This is a genomic window from Stenotrophomonas sp. STEN031, assembly GCF_056759975.1.
Genome location: NZ_JBRREA010000007.1, coordinates 76,897 through 99,320, shown reverse-complemented (window position 1 = coordinate 99,320; position 22,424 = coordinate 76,897). Strand labels below are relative to the sequence as shown.

Annotated in this window: 19 protein-coding genes and 1 pseudogene; 8 read left to right on the top strand and 12 right to left on the bottom strand. The window is 61.5% G+C overall.

All coding sequences use genetic code 11. The features are described from left to right. Window positions 1–38: 38 nt before the first annotated feature. A complete protein-coding gene (locus ACVOLQ_RS05020) occupies window positions 39–629 on the bottom strand; it encodes a hypothetical protein (protein ID WP_481527304.1) in 591 nt (196 codons plus the stop codon). Between the two features lie 126 nt (window positions 630–755). Between ACVOLQ_RS05020 and ACVOLQ_RS05015 the strand changes: the two genes are divergently transcribed. From ACVOLQ_RS05015 to ACVOLQ_RS05005, 3 genes are all read left to right on the top strand, one after another. After that, window positions 756–1,904 carry a hypothetical protein gene (locus ACVOLQ_RS05015; protein WP_481527303.1) on the top strand — a complete coding sequence of 383 codons (1,149 nt, stop codon included), beginning with the start codon at window positions 756–758 and terminating at the stop codon, window positions 1,902–1,904. A 342-nt stretch (window positions 1,905–2,246) separates the two neighbouring features. After that, complete coding sequence (locus ACVOLQ_RS05010; RefSeq protein WP_481527302.1) at window positions 2,247–5,261, top strand: TonB-dependent receptor; 3,015 nt, start codon at window positions 2,247–2,249, stop codon at window positions 5,259–5,261. 157 nt (window positions 5,262–5,418) lie between these two features. Continuing rightward, window positions 5,419–7,050, top strand: a complete 1,632-nt coding sequence (locus tag ACVOLQ_RS05005) for an alkaline phosphatase D family protein (protein ID WP_481527301.1) — start codon at window positions 5,419–5,421, stop codon at window positions 7,048–7,050. Between the two features lie 83 nt (window positions 7,051–7,133). Here the strand turns inward: ACVOLQ_RS05005 and ACVOLQ_RS05000 are convergent. Then, a pseudogene (locus tag ACVOLQ_RS05000) lies at window positions 7,134–7,313 on the bottom strand (HupB); the annotation flags it as partial. Between the two features lie 236 nt (window positions 7,314–7,549). Here ACVOLQ_RS05000 and ACVOLQ_RS04995 point away from each other — a divergent pair. Further along, window positions 7,550–7,912, top strand: a complete 363-nt coding sequence (locus tag ACVOLQ_RS04995; protein ID WP_481527300.1) for a BON domain-containing protein — start codon at window positions 7,550–7,552, stop codon at window positions 7,910–7,912. A 152-nt stretch (window positions 7,913–8,064) separates the two neighbouring features. Further along, a complete protein-coding gene (locus ACVOLQ_RS04990; protein ID WP_481527299.1) occupies window positions 8,065–8,454 on the top strand; it encodes a hypothetical protein in 390 nt (129 codons plus the stop codon). Here the strand turns inward: ACVOLQ_RS04990 and ACVOLQ_RS04985 are convergent. Further along, the gene (locus ACVOLQ_RS04985; RefSeq protein WP_481527298.1) at window positions 8,438–8,941 is read right to left on the bottom strand and encodes a DUF2938 domain-containing protein; all 504 of its coding nucleotides are present in this window, start codon (window positions 8,939–8,941) and stop codon (window positions 8,438–8,440) included. The genes ACVOLQ_RS04990 and ACVOLQ_RS04985 overlap by 17 nt on opposite strands. Before the next feature lie 61 nt (window positions 8,942–9,002). On the opposite strand from ACVOLQ_RS04985, the gene ACVOLQ_RS04980 reads away from it, so the two are divergent. Then, window positions 9,003–9,446, top strand: coding sequence for a helix-turn-helix domain-containing protein (locus ACVOLQ_RS04980; protein ID WP_481527297.1), 444 nt, complete (start codon window positions 9,003–9,005; stop codon window positions 9,444–9,446). A 39-nt stretch (window positions 9,447–9,485) separates the two neighbouring features. On the opposite strand, the gene ACVOLQ_RS04975 is transcribed toward ACVOLQ_RS04980, so the two are convergent. The 3 genes from ACVOLQ_RS04975 to ACVOLQ_RS04965 all read right to left on the bottom strand — a co-directional run bounded on the left by ACVOLQ_RS04975 (window position 9,486) and on the right by ACVOLQ_RS04965 (window position 12,458). Next, the gene (locus ACVOLQ_RS04975; protein WP_481527296.1) at window positions 9,486–10,094 is read right to left on the bottom strand and encodes a hypothetical protein; all 609 of its coding nucleotides are present in this window, start codon (window positions 10,092–10,094) and stop codon (window positions 9,486–9,488) included. Window positions 10,095–10,760: 666 nt separating this feature from the next. Beyond that, entirely contained in the window at window positions 10,761–11,150 is a 390-nt protein-coding gene (locus ACVOLQ_RS04970; protein ID WP_313172628.1) for a hypothetical protein, read from the bottom strand. A 216-nt stretch (window positions 11,151–11,366) separates the two neighbouring features. Further along, the gene (locus tag ACVOLQ_RS04965; protein WP_481527295.1) at window positions 11,367–12,458 is read right to left on the bottom strand and encodes a DNA glycosylase AlkZ-like family protein; all 1,092 of its coding nucleotides are present in this window, start codon (window positions 12,456–12,458) and stop codon (window positions 11,367–11,369) included. 231 nt (window positions 12,459–12,689) lie between these two features. Between ACVOLQ_RS04965 and ACVOLQ_RS04960 the strand changes: the two genes are divergently transcribed. After that, on the top strand, window positions 12,690–13,658 hold the full coding sequence (locus ACVOLQ_RS04960; protein WP_481527294.1) for a hypothetical protein: 969 nt from the start codon (window positions 12,690–12,692) through the stop codon (window positions 13,656–13,658). 147 nt (window positions 13,659–13,805) lie between these two features. Here the strand turns inward: ACVOLQ_RS04960 and ACVOLQ_RS04955 are convergent, their stop codons facing one another. The 3 genes from ACVOLQ_RS04955 to ACVOLQ_RS04945 all read right to left on the bottom strand — a co-directional run bounded on the left by ACVOLQ_RS04955 (window position 13,806) and on the right by ACVOLQ_RS04945 (window position 16,929). Beyond that, window positions 13,806–14,759: a hypothetical protein gene (locus ACVOLQ_RS04955; protein ID WP_481527293.1), complete on the bottom strand. Its 954-nt coding sequence runs from the start codon at window positions 14,757–14,759 to the stop codon at window positions 13,806–13,808. 279 nt (window positions 14,760–15,038) lie between these two features. Then, entirely contained in the window at window positions 15,039–16,190 is a 1,152-nt protein-coding gene (locus ACVOLQ_RS04950) for a YncE family protein (protein ID WP_481527292.1), read from the bottom strand. A 199-nt stretch (window positions 16,191–16,389) separates the two neighbouring features. Next, window positions 16,390–16,929, bottom strand: a complete 540-nt coding sequence (locus ACVOLQ_RS04945) for a hypothetical protein (protein WP_481527291.1) — start codon at window positions 16,927–16,929, stop codon at window positions 16,390–16,392. Window positions 16,930–17,130: 201 nt separating this feature from the next. On the opposite strand from ACVOLQ_RS04945, the gene ACVOLQ_RS04940 reads away from it, so the two are divergent. Beyond that, the gene (locus ACVOLQ_RS04940) at window positions 17,131–17,844 is read left to right on the top strand and encodes a transposase (RefSeq protein ID WP_481527290.1); all 714 of its coding nucleotides are present in this window, start codon (window positions 17,131–17,133) and stop codon (window positions 17,842–17,844) included. Here ACVOLQ_RS04940 and ACVOLQ_RS04935 read toward each other — a convergent pair. From ACVOLQ_RS04935 to ACVOLQ_RS04925, 3 genes are all read right to left on the bottom strand, one after another. Continuing rightward, complete coding sequence (locus ACVOLQ_RS04935; protein ID WP_481527289.1) at window positions 17,841–19,034, bottom strand: GGDEF domain-containing protein; 1,194 nt, start codon at window positions 19,032–19,034, stop codon at window positions 17,841–17,843. The genes ACVOLQ_RS04940 and ACVOLQ_RS04935 overlap by 4 nt on opposite strands. 346 nt (window positions 19,035–19,380) lie before the next feature. Further along, window positions 19,381–20,334, bottom strand: a complete 954-nt coding sequence (locus tag ACVOLQ_RS04930; RefSeq protein ID WP_481527288.1) for a PD-(D/E)XK motif protein — start codon at window positions 20,332–20,334, stop codon at window positions 19,381–19,383. Further along, the gene (locus ACVOLQ_RS04925; protein WP_303748748.1) at window positions 20,327–22,366 is read right to left on the bottom strand and encodes a Z1 domain-containing protein; all 2,040 of its coding nucleotides are present in this window, start codon (window positions 22,364–22,366) and stop codon (window positions 20,327–20,329) included. The genes ACVOLQ_RS04930 and ACVOLQ_RS04925 overlap by 8 nt, the downstream gene beginning before the upstream one ends. Window positions 22,367–22,424 lie beyond the last annotated feature (58 nt).

Sequence of the window (22,424 nt, the reverse complement as noted above, 5' to 3'; positions counted from 1 at the left end):
GCTCCAGGAGCGGCCGGCATTGCGCCGGCCCGCTCATTTCAGTCCGCGCCCTGCCCCGGCTCCGCCGCAGCCGGCACGCACTGCTTGCTGGCCGGCTGCACGGGTAGGCGCAGCAGGGAACCATCGGCCGCCACCTCATTCACCTTCAACGTGCATACGCCGCCGGAGAAGTCCACGTCCAGGGCCACTTCGTAGTCCTTGCCGGCCTGCGGAGTGAATGCCGAAGTGATAAGGCGATCACATCGCCAACCGGCCGGTGAGCCCATGCCCGCCTCCACCACTACCGACTGTCCCGGCACCAGCGGGTACTCCTTGAAGTAGGCCTTGGACATGATCATGCCGCGTTGCTTCAGGCCACGGCTGGTATCCGTTTCCGGTATGCCCAGGCTCTCGTTCTTCACCTTGCCCAGCATCGAGCCGAACGCATTTCCCAGCGAACCGGAAGCGCGGATTTTCTGCGCATACTCTGCCGTGCAGCTGGTATTGGTATAGAGCACCATGCCAACACCGTTCTGGCCGAACAGCCGCAGCCGCGACGATGCCGGCGCGTCCGTCGCCAGCTGCTGCGCACCGGCGGTATTCGCTGCCAGCAACAGGAACACGGTGAAGATTCCACATGTGAAGCGCATTGCATTCTCTCCTTGAACAACAGCGTCCGTGACGCAGATTGAAGCACATGTGCAGGCCCGCGTGTCATGTGCACGTCACCTCTGCACGCCATTTTGCATGGTTGATTCCGCAACCATCATTCGCCAATGAATCGCAACTTCCTGCTGGGCATTCTGCTGGCCGCCGGCATCGCCGGGCCGGCCATGGCAAACGCGCCGCTGCCGCTGCAACACCATGGCGGAACCTGGCAATCGGGCCATGTGCAGGGCATCGCCGTGGACCAGCAAGCGGGCTATATCTATTACTCCTTCACCAACCTGCTGGCCAAGTACGATCTGCAGGGCAATCTGGTCGGTACCTTGACCGGATGGAACGGGCATCTGGGCGATCTGGATTTCAATCCGGCCGACGGCAAGGTCTACGGATCGCTGGAGTACAAGAAGGACCAGGCCTTCTATATCGCGATGATCGACGTGGACCGCATTGACCGGGTTGGCATCGAGGCCACCGACAGCGAAATCCTGCGTACCATCTACCTGCCGGAAGTGGTGAAGGACTACACCGCCGATATCAACGGGGATGGCCGCTTCGACGGTGACGACGGGAAATACCGTGGCAATGAAACCGCCTCCCCGGATCACCGCTATGGTTGCTCCGGCATCGATGGCGTCGCCTTTGGCCCGCGCTTCGGTCACGCCGATGGCCCACAGCTGCTGACTGTTGCCTATGGCATCTATGGCAATACCGCTCGCACCGACAACGACCACCAGGTACTGCTGCAATACGACGTCAGCGACTGGCAGGAAAAGGCACAGCCCTTGCTGGAGTCCGCACCGCACCACAGCGGACCCACGCAGGTGCAGGGCAAATACTTCGTGCGCACGGGAAACACCAGTTACGGCGTACAGAATCTGACCTACGACGCAGCCCAACAGCGCTGGTACCTGGGCGTATACCAGGGCAGGAAGCCGACGTTCCCGAACTACCTGCTGTTCGCGGTGGACGCTGCTGCCAGGCCAACGCCAGGAGACTTGATCGGCGTGCCCGGCAACACTTCCGGCCGCTGGGAACAGGGGCAGCTACTGCCACTCGCCGACGCAGGCCTGAAGGATCCCGTCACCGGCATCCGCGGCTGGATGCAGAAGGCCGACGTTGGCCTGCAAGCCGTTGGCGACGGTCTTTTCTATCTCGCCAGCAACTTCAAGCAGGACGGCAAACAAGGCGCAGAGCTGCACCTGATGCGGTGGACCGGCGATCCGGAACGGCCGTTTGTCGCAGCCGAACCGCAGAGGTAGCAACAACAATCCGCATTCCAGCAGGACACAACGCAGGCCGCAGACCATCAGCGGCCAACCTTGCGCGTGATGCGGATCAGGACGCCGGAACCGGAAGACCAGCAGGCAGGTGCGCGACGGCACTGCGTGCAACCGTGCGTAGCCACGCGAAACCGAACAATCATCGACCGCGCTCTGCCTGCACGGCCACTGCAGGCAGAGCAAAGCAAAAGCAGTTTCAGTAGCGACAGTATCCATGACTCAAACGTAAAGGTTCTGTAATTGTCCGGACGTAAGGTGGCGCCGCTTGCACGGCGGAACCTCAGCTGTGTGCGGTACTCCCACACTCTCCGGAACAGATCCATGCTCGAACTAAAGAAGTCGGCGCTGGTCAGCGCCATCCTGGCAGCGCTTTGCGTTTCGCCCGACCTGCTCGCCCAACAGCGCAACGACAACAGCGTCCAGACCATCGCCAGCGGCAGCCTGCGCGGCCGCGTGCTCAACACCGCCACCGGCGAGTACGTACGTAATGCCGAGGTGCGGATCGAAGGCAGTCGCAATGTCAGCTATTCGCAGGAAGGCGGCCATTTCCAGCTCTCCGGCATCCCTGCCGGCGACATCACCGTGCTGGTCAAATACACCGGCCTGCAGGAAGCACGGCTCAGCGCGGCGGTCGTGGCGGGCAAGACCACCACGCTCGACGTTGCCTTGAAAGCGCCCTCCTACACCGCCAATGGTGGCGATGCGACCGACCTGGATGCGATCAAGGTCACCGCCTCGCGTGACGGCCAGGCCAGCGCGATCATGGAACGGCGTGCGGCGATGAACGCAAAGAACGTGGTCGCGGCCGACAACTACGGCGCTCTGACCATGGGCGACGTCGGTGAGTTCATGAAGTCGATGCCCGGCCTGTCGCTGGACTACACCGAGGTGGATGCCACCGCCGTTCGCATCGGCGGCCTGGACCCGAAGTACTCGACCTTCACCACCGATGGCGCACGCATGGCCACGGCAACCTCCAACAACAACTCCGGCCGCCAGAATTCGTTCGAGCAGATGTCGATCACCGGCATCGAATCGATCGAGCTCAACAACACGCTGACCGCGGCGATGGACGCCGACTCACCCGGCGGCAATATCAACCTGCGCAGCAAGTATGCGTTCCAGCGCACCAAGCGTGACATCGTGTTCCAGCTGGGCGCGGTCGGCACCTCCGACTCGAACTGGTCGGGCAAGTACTTCCCGGACGACCGCAAGCACGACACCATTTATCCATCCGGCCAGTTCGGCTTCGGCGATGTATTCATGGACGGGCGCTTCGGCGTCGAGTTCAACGCCAGCTACAACGCCAACTACGTGCAGCAGGACCGCATCCAGACCGACTATGCCTACAAGCCCGACGGCAGCGCCATGCCGTACCGGGTGATGTGGCGCCCGGGCCCGAAGATGACCAGCCGCACCGCGGCCAACCTCAGCCTGGACTACCAGATCACCGACGAACTGGTCGCCTCGCTGCGCAGTACCTACTCGATGTATGACGTGGAGTACTTCAACCAGTACACCTACCTGATTTTCGGCACCACCTCCAAGTCGGAAGCGGCACCGGGCTCCACCCCAGACCACATCGTGGTCAATCCCAACGGCACCAACACCCGCCTGCACACCCAGTATTCGCATCGCTATGCGGGCACGCCGGCGTACCTGATCGCGCCCAAGCTGGAGTACAAGGGCGAAGACTGGGAAGCCGTGCTGCGTGGCAGCTATTCCGGCGCGGAGTTCAACTTCCGCGACAACAGCAAGGGTTTCTTCCAGCGCACCGACAGTTGGCTGACCGGGATAGGCTTCACCCTGGACCGCCCCTCGGAAAGTTCGCATGAGTGGAACCTGGCGCAGACCGGTGGCCGTCCGTGGAACGACCCCAGCAACTTCAACCGCGATGCCCCTATCGGTTACAACGTGCGCACCGCCGAATCCGACGCGCTCAACGACCAATACGGCGTCAATCTCGACCTCAAGCGCCACCTCAGTTTCAACGACACACCGGTAACCCTGATGGGCGGCCTGGGCACGCGCCGCAACGACTGGCGCACCAATGAGGGCTCCTACCAGCAGTACCGCTATGTCGGCCCCAATGGCAGCCAGACCGACCCCGGCGCCAGCGTGCCGTGGACGGAAAATTACGACTTCCAGATCATCGGTACCGGTGCCGGCAACATGAACCAGCAGGGCTGGCGTGCCGACAGCAACTACGCGATGTACGACATCTACCAGCAGCACCCGGAATACTTCGTGCCCGATGTGGTGGGCAACCTCAAGCGCAAACTGGACAACAACAAACGCATCCAGGAAGAAGTGGACGCAGCCTATATCGAGGCCGAGACCCGCCTCGGCGATGCCCGCTTCGACCTTGGCCTGCGCTACGAGAAGACCCGTACCGCTGCCCGCGTCGCCGACGTTCGACCGGTCAGCGAGGTCAAGGCCGCCGGCCTGGACGTCAATACCGTCGAAGGGCTGATGTACCAGTACAACAATGGCCGCTACACCACGCGCAAGGGCGAGTACGACGACTTCTTCCTCAGCGGTGGCGTCAAGTACGACTTCACCGACAAGCTGGTTGGCCAGCTGTCCTTCAGCCAATCCATCCTGCGCCCGGACTACGGCAACCTCGGCGGCGTGGTTTCGGTCAATGACGACACCATGATCGTCACCGTGCCCAATGCCCAGCTCAAACCCGAGCACTCCACCAAGTACTACGCCAGCCTGCAGTACTACCTGGAACCGTCGGGCCTGCTGGGGTTGTCGTACTACAAGCTGGACATGCAGGACATGCAGGTCACCGGCATCACCGTCAATCCGGAGGATGTCGGCTTCAACGCGAACGAGTACGACGGCTACACCTTCCGCAGCGCGCAGAATGCACCGGGCACCAGCACCAACGAAGGCGTCGTGCTGGAGTACAACCAGCAGATGACCTTCCTGCCCGGTGCCTGGAAAGGCCTGAGCGTGTACGGCTCGCTGACCCAGGTGAATCCGGACGGCCCGCGCCAGAACATCCCCAAGCAGGCCGCGAACTGGGGCATCCGCTACAACTATGGTCGCTTCGATTTCCAGATCAACGGCAACTACCAGTCCGAGCATCGCGTCAGCGCCCTAAGCAACACGCCGACCACCGCCAACAACGGCATCCTCTACCGCGATGCGCGCGAGCTGTGGAACATCAGCGCCAGCTACAAGCTCACCGACAACATCGACGTGATGCTGGCAGGCCGCAACATCTTCAACGAGCCGGAAGTGATCTATTCCAACATCCCCAGCCGCGTGCAGATGTACACGGTGTACGGCTCGATGTGGAACTTCGGCATCCGCGGCCGCTTCTGAGGCAAACGGCGCCGCATCGAAAGCCACAGAACGACGTCGAGCGGCGCTGGCGTTCTTCCCCCTCCCGCCTGCGCGGGAGGGGGCTTGCGCCGAGGACCGGCTCGTCCGGCAACCCCTCCGGCCCCACCACCGACACCCGCAACCCAAAGAGCCTCCGATGACCATGAAACTGGACCGCCGCCGTCTGATCATTGGCGCCAGCCTCGGCCTGGGCGCGCTGCTACTGCCCATCGGTCGCGCGTTCACGGCTGAAGTGCAGGCCGCCAAGGGCTTCACCCACAACGTCGCCAGCGGCGAACCCGGTGCGGACTCCATGCTGCTATGGACCCGCTATGTACCGGACGCCGCTACCGACGAAACCACCCTGCGCGCGGAGATCGCCACCGACACAGCGTTCCGCAACGTGGTTGCCGGGGCCAGCGTGCGTACCGGCAGCTACCGCGACTGGACGGCCAAGCTCACCCTTGCCGGCCTGCAACCGGGATCGACGTACTACTACCGCTTCATCGCGGCGGACGGCAGCGTCTCTCCCACCGGGCGTACCCGCACGCTACCCGTCGGCCAGGTGGACCGATTCAAGCTGGGCCTGTTCTCCTGTGCCAACCTGCCGACCGGCTGGTTCAATGCCTACGCCCATGCCGCACAGCGTGAGGACATGGACCTATGGCTGCATGTAGGTGACTATCTCTACGAATACGGCATCGCCGCCTACAAGGCGCAGGACCGCATCGCCGAGCGCGAAGTGATGCCGGCGCACGAACACGAAATGATCTCGCTGCTCGACTATCGCCTGCGCCTGGCCTGCTACCGTGCCGACGCCGACCTGCAGGCCCTGCACCAGAACGCGCCGATGGTGGCCCTGTGGGACGACCATGAAAGCGCCAACGACAGCTGGGAAGGTGGCGCGCAGAACCACCAGAGCGCAACCGAAGGCGACTGGAGTGTACGCAAGGCCGCCGCGATGCAGGCCTACCGCGAATGGATGCCGGTCTCCGATGAGCCGTGGAAGGCTTACCCGATCGGCAATCTGGCCACCTTGTACCGCACCGAGTCGCGACTGATCGGCCGCACCCGTCCCGCCGACATCGCCGCTGCTTACCGGGCGGATAGCGACGCCGCTCTGGAGGCATTCCGCGACGGTCCGTGGCAGGACCCTGCGGCGACCATGCTCGGCCTGGAACAGGAGAACTGGCTGTACCAATCGCTGAAGAGCAACGCCGCCGGCAATGCGTGGCAGCTGGTCGGCATGGGCACCATCCTGGGCCGGACCGTGATGCCCGCCGAGACCTTAGGCATGCTGCGCAGCGATGCCAGCGAACGCAGCGTGCAGGCTTTCAGGAACAACGTGCGCGGCGCGCGGCTGGGCCTGCCGATGTGGATGGACCGTTGGGATGGCTATCCTGCCGCGCGGGCGCGTTTGCTGCGCGCTGCACAGCAAGCCAACGCCAATCTGGTCATGCTGTCAGGCGACAGCCACAACGCCTGGGCCTATGAACTGCAGCAGGATGGCGAGCCTGCCGGTGTCGAGTTCGCGGTACAGGCGGTCACCTCCGGCGGTATTGAAGGCAGCATGGCCGCCGCACCGGGCGCCGTGGCAAAGGCCTTCATCGCCAGCAACCCGGAACTGCGCTGGTGTGACACCTCGCAACGGGGCTACGCGATGATCGATATCACGCCAGCGCGTATCAGCAGCGAATGGGTGTTCATGCAGGACATCAAGATGCGCGGCACCGCGACAGCGGGCAGTCACCGCATGAGCGCCGCGAAGGACCGCAAGACCTTCAGCTGAAAGCGCTTGCTGCACAAGGCTGCGCGGCGAGACCGGCATTGCCGCCGGTTTCGTCGCCTGCCCTGCGCACAAACCCGCTAGTGCTTGTGTGACGCACGGCCGGCACCTGACTTTTTCCCGCCACCGTCCTGCTTGTTCACCGTCGCCCAGGCGATGCGCTCGGCATCCTCCTTTGAACGTCCTTCCTTGCGCTCGCTCTGCGCGATGTGCGCGGCCTGTCGCTTCTGCTTGTCTGTATAGGCGCTTTTGTCACCCTGGGTCATCGCAGCGTCTCCGACATGGAAGAGCATCAAACGCTAGACGTCGCGACGTAAGCGCTGTGTGCAGAACGCCATCGCGATGTCGACACGACCATCTCTTCAGCTGGCAGCGAACAGCTTGAATAGCCGGCGTTCGCAATCCGCTAACAACAACGCTGCGGTGCGCTAACCCCGGCGTTGTCACCATCTGCCTGGGCCAGCGTATGAATGGCCTGTTCCCCCACCAAAGGAGCATCGTGATGAAACACCTGCACCTGCGGAGTGTGTTGTTGATTGCCGCCGCCATCCCCACCTGTACACCGGTTGCAACCGCCGCCTACCTGGGCCAGGAACCTCCTCCCGAAGCCGGGCGCGTCGAACGCACCAGCGATCAACCCGGCAGCGATGCCTGGATAAACCGCGAAGTGAAAGCCAGGCTGATGGGTGCCCGCGATGTGCCGGGCAGCGAAATCCACGTGGAAACACGCGGTGGCATGGTATCGCTGAGTGGCCAGGTTGGCAGCCAGGCCGAAGCGGATCGCATGGTGACCGCCGCACGCGCAGTCGACGGCGTGATCAGCGTCGACGACAGCGGCCTGATCATCGGTGAACCCAGCAACTAGTCCGTTCCATGCAAACCAACACCCGCAGCGCTGCACGCAGCGTTGCGGGTGCCGGGTAGAGCGGACCACCAGCTGCCGCCCTTGCGAACCCGCAACCTTGATCTGTGCGGGTTGCCTCCAGGGCTGCTCGCACACTGCCACGGGCGTTCACGATGAAGATGCGCGAAGCCGCGCACCGCAGCAGTGGATCAATGCTTCCTGCCGTGATTCCGCCGTCCGACCGTATGTTGGTCCGACATGCGTTGATCGTGCATGTCTTTCTGATGGCTGGGCTCGCCACGCGCGGCCTGGCGCGCCGGGCTGCTGCTGCGCGCCTGCTCCGCATCCGACTGTCGGGAACGCTGCGGACCGCCTTCATGGCTGTGCTGTGGATTGTGTTTGCTGATCATTGCAACCTCCAAACTGCGGCTTGGCATACCGCCGGCGAACAATGCGCCGCCCGGCGTTACGTTGATGTGGCGTTCCCGTGCGGGGCCGCTACAAAGCTGAGCAGGAGCTGCGACGCGCTGGGGACGCACAGGGCATTCATCCAGCCCACGTAGACAGCGACTGCCAGCAGCGGGCACCCAGATACATACCCATTCCAAAAACCGAGTGGCTCGCTACCGTCTGCACGCGCGCATGCCACGGCCGTGGAGTCCGCGAGGCGAAGAACCCAGCCCCCAATGCCGGTTGCAGGACGCACCACGGCACCACCATGCTCAGCAAACCAAATGCCAGCGCCACCGCCAAACTGGGATGCAGCAACCACTCTGGACCCGTCACCGCCACCAGCCCGGCGACATAGCCAATGCCCAGCAGGTAGTGCGCAACCCAGCCGGTCAAGCGTTCGTACCTTACCGGCGCAGCGCGTGTGATCGTCGTGTGGCGCCATTGCCCATGCAACATGTGGCCGAGCCAGCGCCCGACCAAGGCGTAGTCCAGCGTTGCCACGCCGATCCTGCGTAGCAGCGCACTCCAGGCGTCCATCAGGGCCGTCGCCAGCACTCCTGCCACCAGTACATCAATCATCAGCTCCCAGCTGCCCATGACCCGCTCCGCCCGTTCTGTTAGGGTCAGGATGCAAGTTGAAGTCCACTTGAGGTCAAGCATGTTGGAACTGGATATCAGCGAGGTCAGCCAGCGCTCCGGCCTGCCGGCTTCGACCCTGCGCTACTACGAGCAGCGTGGGCTGATCCGGCCCCTGGGTCGCAAAGGCCTGCGTCGCGTCTATGCGCCAACCGTGATGCAGACATTGGCGCTGGTTACGCTGGGCCGAACGGCGGGTTTCGCGCTGGAAGAAATAGCGGCGATGTTCGATGCGGACGGCAACTTCAGCATGGATCGCCCGTCCCTGCTGAACAAGGCCAGCGCGCTGGACCGTCACATCCTGCGCCTGCAGCTGCTGCGCGATGGGCTGCGCCATACCGCCCGCTGCACGCAACCGGATCACCTGCAGTGCCCCAATTTCCGCAAGCTGATGCAAGCCGCGTTGCCGTCCACACCTGGCAGGCAGGCCAAGCGCCCGGCACCTGCGGTACGTGGCCAGCGTTGAGCCGCATCGATCAGCGACAGCGGATCGGCGTACTGGCCATCATCTGGAAATCGGCGCGGCACTCAGGCTAATGCTGAAGAATTCACTTCGCTTTTCCGGCGGGACATCCTCAAGGTCGGCGTCGCCCAGGTCCTTGAATGCATCCATCGTTGCGCGTGGGTAGTAGCCGCCCCAGAAATGGCGCGTGGCCACGCTCTGCTGCTGGATCGATGCCGCATCCATGCCCGCGACAAACCGGGTGCTTTCCGGGCGCAGGTTGGCTGCCAGGGCAACGCGGACTTCGGCCAACGCCCAATGGCAGACCTCCCGCCCGTAGTACGCCTCATCGATGATCCGATCCAGATGGATCGTCCCAAGGTATTCCCCTTCCGCCACCTTGACCAGGTCGAAGGGTTCGTTGCTGGAGATGCGCGGCATGGCACCTGCAAACGCGTCGCTCCTGCCGCAGCGGCCCGGGTTTTGAACATCGTACTGCGCGGTACCCTGCACGGTTTCAAACGGACCCGGGACATTGGCCAGCCGCACCCTGAGCGCGTAGGCCTGCACCGCAGCGGGATTGAGCTTGCGCAGCGCGGCCGCGGCTCTGCCGGCCTCCGGGCTATCCGGCGGCACTTCGCCATTGCGTGGCGCGGCGCAGGCAGCGATCAACAGTGCAATGGCACAGAGGCTGACGTGTGCGGCCTTCCGTAAAGCAAGGCATGTGGTTGAGTACGCGGGCATCGTCCTTGCTCCCTTTTTCGGTAACACCACCGCTGTGGTCGACGCATTAGATCGCCGGCGCCGATGACAACGCAAGCGAACGGCATGAACCGTCCCGATCCAACAAGGCCAAGGGAATCTCAAAGCGCGCGGGATAAGCCCTCCCTTTGCCGTAGGCAAGGGGAGGGTTGGGAGGGGTGCTTTGGCTTTGGCTTTGGCTTTGGCTTTGGCTTTTGGCCCTGACGCTTCGCTTTGGCTCTGCAAGGGAAGAAAACCCAGACGCAACCATTCCCCGTCCAGCCGCCAGCCTTGAATGTGGGGAGCGAAGCCCTGCTGTACCCAGACTCTATCGGTAATGCCCCTGCCGAGCATGGCTCGGCACTACCCTGCTGAACCGCGCGGGATGAGCCCTCCCTTTGCCGCAGGCAAGGGGAGGGTTGGGAGGGGTGCTTTGGCTTTGGCTTTGGCTTTGGCCCTGACGCTTCGCTTTGGCTCTGCAAGGGAAGAAACCCCAGACGCATCCATTCCCCGTCCAGCCGCCAGCCTTGAATGTGGGGCGAAGCCCTGAGCTACTCAGGCTCCGTCGGTGAAGCCTCTGCCGAGCATGGCTCGGCACTACCGTACTGCGCTTCGGCGCAGTGCCAGGTTGTAGGTGGTCGCATAGAGCGCGGTAACCGACATCGGCACCACGATCGTGCGCAGAATCTCCGGCGTACCAGCCAACCAATGAATGCTGCTGAGCAGACTCAACGAGGCGACGACCGCAACCAAAGGCGGAACCCAATAACCCGCACTCCCCGGCAACCGCGCGGACAGCGCCTCGATCATGCGCTTCAAAAACAACGTGATCAGCGCCGACAAGATGCCCTGCACCACCCCGGCAATCACCGGCCGCGGCATCGGGTGCGTGCTGTTTGCGAATGCGGCCCAGCTGCCCATGGCGATGAAGGCCACGGCCATATGCACGATGCTGTTGCGGGCTGCTGCAGCAGTGGTGGTCGGCACGAACTATTCCTTCTGGCGTAGCCCCGGGTTGGCGTCGCAGCATGACGGATGCAGCAGCCCGCCATCAACTCCAGCTAACTCCAAGACGGCTGCCGCGAAGAACAGAGCGCCTCGCCATGCCTGGGTTTCGCTGCAACCGGCAATGATCACGGGCCGATCGAGAAGTGAGGCGCTGCCATCCTCAAAGAGTACCCACATCTGCCCTGAAGCTTCAGCTCAGCCGCCCACACCAAGAAACACTCGCATACGCCCCAGCTCAGCCTCCAGTTCCTCGGCAAAGGCAGCATCCGATGGTGCCCTGCCGTCCACGTAATGCAGTTGTGCGTTCAGTGCCCCCGACGCCACCGAAAGATTGCCCCAGCCAATCACCCGGTCCTGCCACAACAGCGGCAACGCGTAATACCCCAGCCTGCGCTTTGCCGGTGGCGTGTAGGCTTCAAAGCGGTACGCCCACCCCCAGAACAATTCAAAACGACGGCGGTCCCATACGACCGGGTCGAACGGGGTCAACAGCCGCACCTGTGCGTCGGGCTTCCAACGGCGGCTATCGGCCCGCTCATCGGCCGGCCAGACCCAGTCCACCCCCTCCACGCGCGCCCGCTGCAGGCGCAGGCGTGCGCGTGCCAATGCGAGCTTGCGCGCATCCTTCCACTGCGGGACACCATTGCCCAGATGGGCCACCAACTGGCCCAGGCTGGCATCCGGCAGCGGTGCATACTTGCCCACGATCAGGTCGATCAGCGCATCCATGCGCGCATCAATCTCGGTGGCAGCAACCGGCAGCGGAACATCGCGAACCGCATAGACACGCGTACCGCCGTCACGCCGCGCCACCCGCAGCAGGCCACGGTAGTGCATGCCGTCCAGCAACTGCGTGCTGGCGTTGGAAGAGCCACCAAACCAGTTGGTGGTCTTGCCATGGGCGAAATGCGCATCCACTTCGCGCGGGTGCACCGCGCCACGTTCAGCGATGAAGGCCTGCACCGCCTGCGCCTGCTTCCAGCGCGCCGGCGTCCACTCCATCCGCGCCTGCCGCGGATGCATCAACGCCTGCCGCTCGCGCGGCAGAAAGCCATAGTTGACGAAGAAGTCCTCCTCCACCGGCAGCCGCGGATAGCGCCGTTCCAGGTCCCCGGCGTGGTAGTCCACAACACGGTGCCGCAGGGTCAGGTCCTGCGCCCGCGCCGGTGCGCGGATCGGGTCGGCCTGGACGAAGCCCAGCTTTGCAATCGCCCGCATCAGCGTGGTCGGCTTGAACAGCGAGCGGGCGACGGCGTAGCGGCGGAGTTGGTCGAGGGTGAGCGTCATGCGGGGATCATGCCAGCAACCAGGGCATTGGGGTCACACCGCGACGGGCATCGCACCGATGCAAGCCGATATCCGCGTCCCGTCGCGACTCTTTCCTGATCCAAACCCAGGTCAAATCCGAGCATTGCGCCAGCAGAACAGCTGCGTTCCTCCACGACGATACCGACAGTATCTTCAAGAAAGTTGGCCTAAAACTTCCTTGCAGCACAAGCTGCTCCACCAGGAGAAACGATGAAAAGGAATTCACGAATCCTCGCTACCGTGATCCTCGCATTCCTGGCGCCCGCGGTTTCACTATCAGCGCTCGCCGGCGGCGTGATTGAGTGCAACCGCTGCCCATCGACGGCGAACGCCGCCATCTCAAAGGGCAATGGCCTCACCGTGGTTGTAGATTTTGAGAGTGCCCAGCTGACCGCTTACGAAGTTGAGTACGACAGAGAACTGAAGCGCTGGCGTACGATGCGTACAGCCATCCCCGAGCCGATATCGGCGGCGTTCTACCGCGTATTGGATGCCGCCTCCCTGACACCTTCGTCGGCACAGCCAAATGCAGCGGCCATCCCTGGCCATGAACCAACCCAAGGCGAAGCCGCTGATAGCGCCAGATCCAACAAGAACCAGGGAGGGCTTGTCGTCACCGTGCATCCCGACAACCCGCAGTACTCCAATCCAGCCGGTTTCACCTTTCCAAGCGCATACAAGGACTTCAGCGCCAGCGACATCGTTCTTTCAGCCACATCAAGAGCCAGATTCGGGCAGTATCTGGCTGAAGGCCTCGCGGGGGCTGGCACAAGTAGCGCCGCGTGGAACTCGGTGGCTTTCTCCATACAGGAGCTCGCGCTTTCCTGGGCGGACAAACATGGCGCCGGTGCAATAATCGTCATCGTCCAATGGCGGGATGGATCACGGACGGTCTACAAAGTGACAACCGACAACGTCACCGAGGCGAAGTACGTCGAGGGCGAAAGCCGGGATAGCGAAGGCAACAGGTTCCCCGATGCCAGCATCGTCGCGCCTGGCACCGCGCCGGACTACGTTGGCGACTACTACTTCGGCGAAGGAAACAGAGGCAACCGCAATCTGCAGCGCTGGATGGACTCAGCGCGTCGCTACGGCATCCCCATCACCGGCAACGCCGGCGATAGAAATCGCATGCTGTGCAGTTGGGATGGCAGGACAATCCATTGCCGGGTGCAATAGCTCATCCATGAACAAGACGCCCAAGGCGGAGGGGCAATGCCGCCCCGGCCTGGAAGGCAAGGCAGGCTTCTGCCACACCGAAGAGGAACGGCTCACAGGCGTGCTTGCCTGCATGCCCCCGCCGTTCATCCGCTTACACCCGCGGGATCAGTTCCGGCGGGTAACCGAGCGGCAATAGTGTTCGGCCAAGGCAAAGTTCAGCGGCCGCTGCTCGGTCAGACCCCACTCCGCTGCAAGCGCCTTGCCATCCACACGCACCACCTGCGACTGCACGCCGCGCTTTTCCAACAAGGCAGGCAGTTTCTTGCCGAACTCGCTGGCGTCGGCATCACCACTGGTGACGATGCAGAGCGGCATTCCGCCCGCCAGCGGCGCCTCGGAGATCATCTCCTCCAGGTCCTCGACGCTATCCTCATCGTTGTCCAGTTCATCGATGCCGGCGCCTTCCTCGGCGAGCCGGTACTGCAGATTGTCCGCATCCATCATCATCACCATCAGCGATGGAACGGGGGCAGACTCGGCTGGACACTTCGGCGGCATCAGTCGACCGACGAGAGGCGTTACCGTGCCGTCGGCCGCAACCTGACGCAGCGCAATACCGCAGTGACCCCCTTCGAAGTCACGGATCATGTCGCCCTCGTAGTCCTTACCGGGCTCGGGGACAAAACTGATCTCGATGCCGCGCCCGCGGTTGCAGGTCCACCCCGAGCCGTTGGCGATATTCGCCTGCAGACGCACCGGCTGGCCCGGCACCAAGGGGTGCTCGGAGTAGTACGGGCTGGCCCACAGCTTGTCGCGTGTGGCCAGGTTGCGGGTGTCATCGGTCTCCGGCATGCCGATGGAGATGTTCTCCGGCTTCTTGCGGACCATCGCCTTGAAGTAATGCCCGATCGAACCCGACGCCTCGATCTCCTCGTCGTACTGCTTCTCGCAGAGCGCATTGGTATACATCGTCAAGCCAACGCCGTTCTGGCCGAACAGACGGATGCGCGCCGGGCGCTCAACGGCCACGGTGGGTTCCTGCGGCGCCGCGTCTTCTACGGCGTCGGCCTCTACACAGGCAAACGCCAGCAACGCCAGCGGCAACAAACGAATCTGCATTTACGCGACTTCCATTTCGACAAGGATGATGGGTGGAGCGGACAGGCGGCGCTGTGCCACGGCACGCGCGGCAGGAGCGAGATGTGTTCCCCGGGCGGAATTCTATAGACGGCAATCCGCAGCGTATACACGTTGCAGACAGCGATTCGACCACATCGCGGCGTCAAAATTTTGGCCCTGCCCTATGCGCGAGAACCGCGCTGGCCATACAAAGGTTGAGGGCCAAGGCAGCATCTCTGCTGGCCTTGGCCACTCAGTACTCAAGCTGCTGACGTTTCTTCAGCTGCCCAGATCAATGCGGGCGATGCTTTCCTCGGCACCCTTGGGGTCGCCTTCGCCATTCTTGATGCTGACGTAGAGCACGTTGTTCTTCGCATCCAGCGCCAGACTGTTCGGATGCGTGGGCACCGACCAGCTGGCCACCTGCTGGTAGTTGTCGCTGTCGTAGGCGGTGACGCTGCCGGCTTCGCGATTGGTCACGTACAGGCGCTTGCGCGGTGCATCCAACAGGATGCCGAGCGGGCCCGCATCGGTGGGGATGCTGGCAAGCTCAGCACCACTGCTGCGATCCAGTACCAGCACCCGCTTGCCCGGATGGCGCGAGACGAAGCCTTCGATGCTGCTGCCCTGATACTTGCGGATCATCTCCAGCCCCTGGTCGGTGACGAACAAGCGCTTGCCGGCAGGATCAAGCGCGATGTTCATCGGCTGCTCGGCACTGACCTGGAAGCGCTGCTCGACCTTGCCACTGTCGGTGCCAACGGTGACCACCTCACCGAGCAGATTGCTGGTGTAGACGCGCTTGCCGGCCGCATCCAGCGCCAGACCCGGCGCCTTGGCCTTGCCCAGCCCTTCAATGGTGTCGATCAGCAGCAAGGACTGCGTATCGACCACGAACAACACGCTACCTTCCTGCGAGTGGCCGGTGACATACAGGCGATGGTTGGGCGCATCCACCACCAGCTCGCGCAGGTCGTGGCTGTAATAGGACTTGCCGTCCTTGCCGGTGACCTTCTCCATCAGCTGCACGGTGCCGATGGCCTTGTTCTGCGCGGTATCGACCACGGTCACCGAGGAATCGACGGTGTTGCCAACGTAGAGGCGATTGTTTGCGTCATCCAGCACCACACCGAAGCCCTTGCGCTCCAGCGGAATGCGCTGCTGCACGGCAAGCGTAGTGGGATCCAGGCGCAGCACCTGGGCCGGGTCGGCGTCATCGCCAAAGCCACCGGAAGAAGCGACGAAAACAGCGTTCTGCGAGGGACTGTAAGCCAGCTCATACAGGCCCTTGGCGACGGCCTGGCGCTGCACAGAGGCGGCAGCGCTGCTGCTGCCTGCAACCGGCGACGTCGCCGAAGCAGCCGGCGCAACTACCGCAAGAGAGACCGCCAGCGCGAGCGCAGCGGAACGGAACAGGGGGGATTTCAACATTGCGAGCTTCCTTGATAGGGCACGAAGGGTGTCCTGGCTCGCTGCGCCGTTGTCGAACGGGAATGGCTGGCTGGTGCCGGCATGTTAGAGCAAAACCGGGGTCAGAGTCAGGTTCTTGATACGCGAATCACCATCTTGCGCCCCACCCCCGGAAGCGCCGGCACCCAGTTTTCGTCAACAGCGCTGCCGCCGCACACATCTAAATGCCGCAGATATCCCATGGCCAAACTTTCCGGCGACGGTCAAACACAATCTGCCGGCTCTCCAACCCTGTCGCTCCGCGCACTACGCAGAAATTTCCGCTATACCATCGGCGCACCGCTTCACCGTCGGACGCAACGATGAACGCAGCAACATCAACCAGATATCGTGTTCCCGGCAACAGATCTGGCAAGGGATCTCCCGTGCTTCCAAGACCATCAAGACACCTGTTCGGCGTAATGGCGGGAGGGGGCCCCTTGCTCGGCGGAAAGCCCTGCTGCCAGAGAAGGTGCGAGCCACCCGCGCCTTGACGATAGATGCTTACGTTGGTCACTACAGATGCGCGGCCCTCCAACTCCTCCACGTCATTGGCGCGCAAGCACAGGCTGCCACCATCAAGGGAAATGACGGCGTTCTGATATAGCCCCTTTGGTTGACTGCAAATAGCGCTGGCCGGCGCCATCAGAAGTGCAAGCAATAGCAGTCTATGCATGCTCGATCCCTTCCTTGGTTGAGAGACGTCGAACGGATCTTCCATTACCCGTTCAGCGTTGCACAAGTGCGGGGCGCGAAGTTCCATCCAGAACCGGCACCCTTTGGGAGGATGCACTTCCGTAGCCATTCGCGTGTTCAGAACCAGAGTCAGAGTCAGGTTCTTACACAACCCGCCCTACTCCCCGGATCGAAGGTATGCGCCAGCAGCACTAGGGTGATCCGCAGCCCAACATGAGCACCGCATATGGCACGGCACCCCAGGATTGATCTGGCAGAGGTAACCCAACACGTCATACAGCGCGGCAACGATCGGCAACCGTGCTTCTTCCGCGAGATTGACCGCGTGCGCTACCTGCAGGACCTACGCGAGCTGATCATCGCCCACGAAAGCAGCCTGCATGCCTACGTACTGATGACCAACCACTTACACCTGTTGATAACCCCGACCCGAGCAGGTGCGGTAAGCCGGGTAATGCAGTCACTCGGCCGCCGCTACGTCCGCTATATCAATGACGCTTACGGACGTACCGGCACACTATGGGAGGGCCGCTACAGATCCCACCTGATCGCCAATGACGCACATCTCCTGCGCTGCTACCGCTATATCGAGCTGAACCCTGTACGCGCGGGGATGGTTGCAATTCCTGACGATTACACATGGTCCAGCTACCGGCACAATGCCCTTGGTGCGCCAGACCCGGTCATAAAAATGCACGCCTGCTATCGACAGCTGGGCGTCACCGACGCACAACGTCAAGCCGCGTACCGCAACCTGGTCAGGCAACCCAGCGACGATGCCAGCGACTTCCGCGACCACCTACACCGTCAACAACCGATGGGCAACGACCGCTTCCGCGCCGCCATAGAAGCCCAGATTGGCCGCAGTTTGATACCCGGCAAAAGTGGAAGGCCCAGAAAGCAAACGGCAGCGAGCCCAGCGCCCGATGCAGCCAGCTAGTGCACCGTATCCAGCGCCGCGTTAACTCGACTCTGACCCCGGTTTTGCTCCACGCGGTTGCGGCCGGTGTGTTTGCCGCGATATAGGGCCGCATCGGCTTGTTGCATGGCCTGGCTCAGGCTGGCCGCACTGGCGAAGCCATCTGAGACACCAATGGTTACCGTGCAACGCAAGCCTTCATAGCGCGCGTCGTGCAGCATCACCTTCTGCTCGATGCTGCTGCGCACACGCTCGGCCACACGCAGGGCCGAGGCGTCATCGGCACCGACGCAGATCGCCGCGAACTCCTCGCCCCCCAGCCGGCAGACGAGGTCATCCTTGCGGACCGAGGCGCGCAAGGCGTCCGCAACGCCACAGAGCACGGCATCACCCACTTGATGGCCGTAGGTATCGTTGATGTTCTTGAAGTGGTCCACATCAACCAACAGCAAGCGTGCCGAAGTGCCCGGGTGCCGGAAATAGACATCCAGCGCCGTGCTCAAACCACGCCGGTTGAGCAACTGGGTAAGCGGATCACGAGCGGCCATGCCACGCAGCCTGTCGGTCAGGCGGCGCAGCACCAGCCAGACGATCGATGGCGGCAGGATGGTCGCCAGCGAGCACATGTAGACATAGAAGATCATCGAGAACTGGCCGTCCATGCTCAGCGCCTCGAAACCGCCGGACAGCAGCTTGCTGAGCTTGATGACGTTCAGCACGCAGATGCCGCTGATCAAACCAGCAAACAGCAGCACCTCACCGCGCAGGTCCTTGGCGAAGCTGCGCACACCGTACAGCAGCACCGCCACCATGCCGACGAAGGACACCGCACAGGTGCCGGCCAGCAGCACGTAGCGCGCCACCGGGCCGAGCGTCCAGTTCACCAGGATCTGCAGCAGGCTGTAGCCCACGGCCAGGTACAGCAAGGGCATCGCCAGCGGCGTGGAGCGGCCAAAGAACCGCGCCCCGCCCACGCAATACGCCAGCAGCGAGCACAGCGTGAGCGTGTGGTTGACCATACTCAGCCAGCTCCAGCCCGGCGCACCCTCCATCAGCTGCAGCACATAGGCCCCGCCGAGCATCAGGTTGCCCACGCCGAACACGTCCATGCCCATCTTCTCGTCCTGCAGGCGACGACTGATGAGCAGGAACATCACGGTGAAGCTCAGCAGGTAAACGCAGAGCATGCCGACTAGGAGGGTGGCGATCATTGGGTGTTCGACAAAAAGGCAGGCAAAGGCGCGCTGGTCCACCCCATGTGGAACGACGGATGCCAAATAAGAACTCGCAACGCTGCCGCTGATCCCCCGGCACCGCGTTGTCCCCGCGCGTATCGTACCGAATTCGGTTGGGGTTACGGGGCTGCAGGGCGAAGCTGGACTAGCAATTTGCCGACTTCGGGGGCTCTTACGTTAGGCCGAGATACCATGTCGGATGCCTCCCGCAAGGCGCTCAAGAAGTGCAAACCAACTCTGCCATCCATTTTTGTCCCGCATCAATCGAGATTCATCGCGGACCGACAAATGTGCATTCCATTTGGCAAAAGTGACTTCCGCTTCAAACTAGATCAAGGAGTTCCTTAACTTCTCGCACATCAAGAGACGGCAAGCTACCAACATTTATGCTGTATTTAACACCACAGACCCCTAGCGGCGGCATATAGTCATCTGGCATCCGAGGAAACGTTCCGGCGACCTCAAAGACGTGGACATTGCGGAATGTAAATCTCAAGAGGGCACCCGTTTGCCGAAGACCCTCATGCCAACCGATTTTGGCGAGACGCGCCTCAAAAGCGTCGAGTGCTTGCCCATCAAACCCTAGCTTTTCCCGTATTTCATCGACACGATCCGCGAGCGTTTCCTGGCCACCTAAGCTTCTCTCAAGAAGGACACTAATAAACAGAAGGCGCTTGCCATTGGGAGCTCTCAACTGATCAAGTCGGGTAATCTCATGTCTCGGCTCTGATTTCGTCGTTGTTTTAACTTCGATATGAATCCGTTCTCCGACAAAATCATGCCACTCGCTCTCCGGACCACTCCAGAGGTGACATATCCTTGTACCGATGGATGGAATTAACACATTCGATAACACCCATAGCTCGCCAAACAATCCTATCTGCTCCGCCACGCTAAGATCAGGTGTAACTGGGCGCAAAGCTGAACGCATCTCGTCGATAACTCGTTCGACAGATATCGCCGGATCGCGACCTTCGGTTCGAACAGAATACAAAATTCTACTAGCAACCAGCGTTAGTAGTTCCTCATGATGGCTGCGAGCAGAGACGTCTATCCAGACCTCATCCCCCTCCACCACGCGAACCTGAAGGCTCTGCAGGTCCGGAGGTAAACTTAGTGGCGGAGCATCGACCGCAATGAGCAAATGGAGTCGTCCATCACTAGATATGCCGATTAGAGCAGCCATATAGTCATCGACCACCTGCTCGTAAATGTCTTCGTACTGAGGCCGTTGCTCCCGAAGCAATGCCCAGCGCTCTTGAGTGATCTCAGTCATGGAGGAATGCCCGATTCATGACGAACCGCTGATTGGCATCAACAGTTCGGGGCAAGGAGAGGGCCACGCCCAGCACGGCTTGCGCCGCCGCCCGCAGCGGCTCAGGATCAAGAAAGTAGAGCAGAAGTAACCCTTGCTGAGCAGGGCGGTCCTCGCGCATAGACCTAGCACTGTAACCGGAGACCGTCCGATAGTTCTCAGGCCCTCCACGCAGATCAACACCTTCATGCCGCGGGTCAATCAGAATTCCGATTGACTCCTGAGATTGCAGAGAGCGCCTCACTAGGCCAAAAGCTTTTCCACCGATAATCACGTTCTCTTCTCGCTGCGGATCTGCAACGAACACTGTCCAGTTCATCAGCTCGCCCGACTCGGCCCGCTCCAGGATCCAGTCAGCTAATTCGCCCCCCTGAAATGCAACACTACCCGGATGCCCTTCATAGAGGCGCAGAAAATGCGCGACATCCTTTGCAGGAACGTCGTGCGCGAGAGCTCCTCCGTAAGCATTCTGCGTAGGTGGGTGCTGCCTCAACAGCTGAGAGGCCAAATCGACATTGCGCTGCAGCAGCTCCTTGTTGCGCAACGGATACAAGATCGTCTGCGGGTTCTCTCCAGACCATGAGCGCGCATCATCCGTCAGCATCTTACTTTTGCTTTTGCTGGTGAGGAGAAGCTTCGAGTGAGCGCGCATACGAATCGCCATTTGATCAGGTCGACGCCCGGCCCTATTTAGGGCAGTGATTGAATCCCTAAGGGACTCCTCAACCAGCGCGAGCTCTACGAACCATTGCGCAATTCCTTCGGTGGTCCAGATGCGAATCAGGTCTTCATACCCTGCACGAAAACCATACCAACGAGCCATCTGAAGCAGGGCATCGGCCAGCGTCGTAGTTCGAAGAAAGTAAGCGATAGTTAGACCTTCGAGTGTCAAACCTCGCGACAGGCGATTACCCCCAACTGCCACGAGTTGCCGCCCTGGATGCGTGTCGTATTCGAGCTCACCACCCGTCGTGCTGTTCAACACAACAACCTTCAAGCGAGCAAGATTAGTCACTGCTGCCTCGATGACTACTTCCTCAGTACGCGGCAATTCGACAGCCCCGAGCGAACTGAGTACAGCACGGAAAATATCCCCTAGCACACCGGGCTCAGCATCCTCATGATGAAACCAGCCGCGAATTTGATCTTCAATCGCCGTACCGATACGCAGCTGATCCTGCTGAAACTGCGATACATGTACCAGCATTGTGTGTGGCTTGTCGGACTGCCCCCGCAAGAGCCTGATAGCGCCAACGAGCGCGAATGTCAGAAGAGCATCAGCCAGCGACCTGGGCAGATCAAGCGCCCCCTTAGCGACGATCGCTTCGCTTCTTCTGCGAGGCTTTGACTTCAACGCATCCACGTCACCTGATCCTACCGGACGAATAACATCCCTCCCTTGGGCACTTACACCAAAAAGTTCTTCCGTCCCCGTATAGCCCTCGGGCCTCGGGAGCTGTACTACAAAATCCTTCGGAAAGAGATCTTCGCCAGCTTGACTGTCATTAGCGCCAGGATCGATAAGAATATTCGCAAATGGCGTTGCCGTATAACCTATATATGTTGCGCGAGGTATTCTTCCAAGAATTTCGCGAATGAGCGCATTGGTTACTGACGGTGCGGTGTCGTCATCAAGCGAAACTGCCTTTTTTTCGATACTCGGATCTAGACGATTGCCCCGCGTATTGATAGAAGCTTGATCTGCTTCGTCATCAATCAGTAAAACCGGAACATCAACTAACCGACCTTCGAGCTTTTGGAACCACTGATTAAGCCTCCTCAGAATTGGCGCAATCTTCTTTGCAACAACTAAGACAGTACCTGTTGAAGAAAACCCATCCGCAACTGGCGGCTCACGGAAGTCGCCACCCTCATCCGTCAGAACGATCCAATCCACACCTGTACCGGCGAGCTCCAAGTTCAATCGGCGCTGAGTCTGGTTTCGCAGCGAATCGTGGATTCCCGAGAGAACGATGATAAGGCGATAACCCACGTCCGCCGCCCGCGCAGCCACGGCAGTGAAATTTGCCGTCTTGCCAGACTGAACATAG